The organism is Corallococcus sp. CA041A (assembly GCF_003612075.1).
GTDB classification, from domain to species: Bacteria; Myxococcota; Myxococcia; order Myxococcales; family Myxococcaceae; genus Corallococcus; species Corallococcus exiguus.
Genome location: NZ_RAWF01000489.1, coordinates 1 through 2498, shown reverse-complemented (window position 1 = coordinate 2498; position 2498 = coordinate 1). Strand labels below are relative to the sequence as shown.

At 67.5% G+C, this 2498-nt stretch carries 3 protein-coding genes; 1 reads left to right on the top strand and 2 read right to left on the bottom strand.

Annotated features, from left to right (window positions below; genetic code table 11):
• Window positions 1–193: 193 nt before the first annotated feature.
• Window positions 194–397: a YtxH domain-containing protein gene (locus tag D7V77_RS41465; RefSeq protein WP_120581663.1), complete on the top strand. Its 204-nt coding sequence runs from the start codon at window positions 194–196 to the stop codon at window positions 395–397.
• Between the two features lie 107 nt (window positions 398–504).
• On the opposite strand, the gene D7V77_RS41460 is transcribed toward D7V77_RS41465, so the two are convergent.
• Both D7V77_RS41460 and D7V77_RS44080 read right to left on the bottom strand, forming a co-directional pair.
• Window positions 505–1881: a hypothetical protein gene (locus tag D7V77_RS41460; RefSeq protein ID WP_120581662.1), complete on the bottom strand. Its 1377-nt coding sequence runs from the start codon at window positions 1879–1881 to the stop codon at window positions 505–507.
• A gap of 223 nt (window positions 1882–2104) precedes the next feature.
• Window positions 2105–2498, bottom strand: a 394-nt coding sequence (locus D7V77_RS44080; protein WP_158624591.1) for a hypothetical protein, incomplete at its 5' end; no start/stop codon positions are given.

The window sequence follows — 2498 nt, the reverse complement described above, 5'->3', positions numbered from 1 at the left end:
GGATCAGGCCCCTCGTGAAGGCGCACCCTAACAGCGTGTTCCGGCGCCCATCAGTGGGGCGCGGATGCCCCGGAGCGTACATCCCAAAAGGGCTGCCCCCTTGGCAGCTGGTGGACAGTGCCTACCTTGCGCGGCGCACGGGGGACGGCGGGTCGCATCCCGCCACCCCCTTCAAGCGAAGGAGTCACACCGTATGAAGAAGCTGACGCTGCTGGCCTTGACGCTGGGTGCTATCACCGTGGGCACGGGTTGCCACCGCAACACCCGCGAGGCCGCCAAGGACGACGTGGAGCAGGCGGGCGACAAGGTGAAGGACACGGCCGAGGACGCCGCCGATGCCACGGGCGACGCCGCGGAGAAGGCCGGCGACAAGATCGAGGACGCGACCGACAAGTAGTCAGCCGCCGCCTTTCGAGCGCGGAAGAAACAAGCACCCCGGACGCCGGACCTTCACGGTGCCGGCCTCCGGGGTGTTGTCATTCCTCGCGGATCAGCCGTGCGCGGCTAGAAGCCCGCCGCGAAGTCCTGGAGGAACCAGAACAGGCTGAGCTGGTGGGACGTGCCCTGCGTCGTTCCGTAATCCGAGACGGTCCTGCCAGCCAGCGCGGGAATCTGGGGGCAGGTCAGCTGGCCGTGGATGGCCTGGGCATAGCCGTTGGTGACGAGGGCGCTCGCGAAGGTGGACGTGGAGGGAATCGTCACCTGGCCCGACGTGCTGACCGTGTTGTAGGCGCTGGTGTTCGAGAACGAGACGGCGATGGCGTCCGCGTCGAAGGCGTTGTTCCCGGTGATGAGCTGGTTGATGTACGGCGTGCCGCCGTTCACGCGCCAGGTGCCCGCTTCCCGCGCGGTGGCCACGCCGCTGATGGACGTCCGGCCGGTGACGCGCCCCGTGTGGTCGAAGCGGGCCTGGCACGGCGAGGTGCAGGGAATGCTGACAGGGAAGGGGAAGCGCACCGGGAACCACCCGCCCGGCCGGTAGATCATGAAGTCCCACCAGTAGAAGTAGATCCGGCGCGAGCACCGCAGTCCCAGCGACAGCTGGCTGGAGCCGGTGACCGTCCGGTTGAGGGTCGGGCCCGTCGGGATGGCGTTGGCGCTCAGCGTGTGCTTCGCGCCCGGCCCGTTCCAGCCGTAGAGGCTGCGGCCCGGGGACGAGACGAGGATGGACTGGGTGGTGGTGGGCGTGCGCGTCGTCGTGGTCGTCCAGCCGCAGGTGCAGGGCCCGATGATGGGGTACCACCAGTACCACTGCTGGACGTAGACCATGGCCTCGCCGCGCAGGTGCGGGAAGTCCTTGGACACCTCCTTCACCAGGTCGTACTCGCCCTGGCCATACCTCGCGTCGAGCTCCGTGACGACGGCGTCCAGCTCGCTGCTCACGTGCACGACGTCCTTCTCCGACGTGACGCCCTTGGACACGGTGAGGCTGCACTCCTTTTCGGTCGCGCAGTCCAGGTTCACGTCATAGGGCTGGGTGGCCAGCGCCTGGCCCTGCGGATCCTCCAGCACCAGCTTCTGCGCCCAGCCCGTCTCCCAGGGCTTGTCCAGCGCGCCGAAGAGCTTCACCTGGGAGACTTCGCCCGCCTTGGGCGTCACGTTCACCCCCGCGGTGGCGGTGTCCTTGCCGTCATAGGAGACGAGCTTCGAGGACCGGGGCAGGTCGTCCTGCCGGTCCGTCCACAGGATGCTCGCGGTCAGCTCCCCGTCCACCAGCGCCACGTCGAGCACGGTGGCGATGTTCGGACGGACCTCCTGCGGATCCGCGGCGTGGCCCGGCGCGGCCGCGAGCAGCCCTCCGAGCGCGAAGGAGGAGACGGTCAGCGAGCGCAGCCAGGACGGCACGAGGCCGGACAGGCCTCGCGAGGAGTGTTGGGGCATGTGGCAATCCCTTACGGACGAATGGGGGTCCGCCCCCCGACGCGGGAGGTCGGAGGGCGGTTCCCTGTCAGAGCAGGTCTCGTGCCAGGGATTGCGCCATGTCTGTCATTGATGCTGGTTTCGCAGGGAGTGCGTGGTTTTCCACGATGTTTCCGAAATCGTTTCTTGCGCTGGGAATGTGTCCCTTCCCGTTACGGAAACCCATCGGGTGTAGCGCGGAGGGCTACAGGATGCTGAAGAAGTCCTGGACGCTCTTCTCCATGGAATCCACCTCGTTCTCTGGGAGTGTATAGGTGGACTGGATGTCAAAGGCGCGGCCCATGGGACCCAGGCCTTCGCCCGGGCACACCGCGACGCCCTGCACGGCGATGGCGTAGTTGCCCTGTGCTCGGCCGTACGGCTGCCAGGTGCTGGCGTTGCCGTTGTATGCGTGGAAGGCCTCGCCAGACGTCTGCACGTAGCCGGAGCCGCTGCTCACGTCGCGCATGGCAATCCCCCTGTCGAATTCCTGGTCGCCGGTGGGCGCGTAGCGGGTCTCGTTCAGCAGTGGGCTCAAGCCATTGCCCAGGTGGTACTTGCTCTGCTCCATGGCCGACGCGTTGGGGATGGTGGGCGGG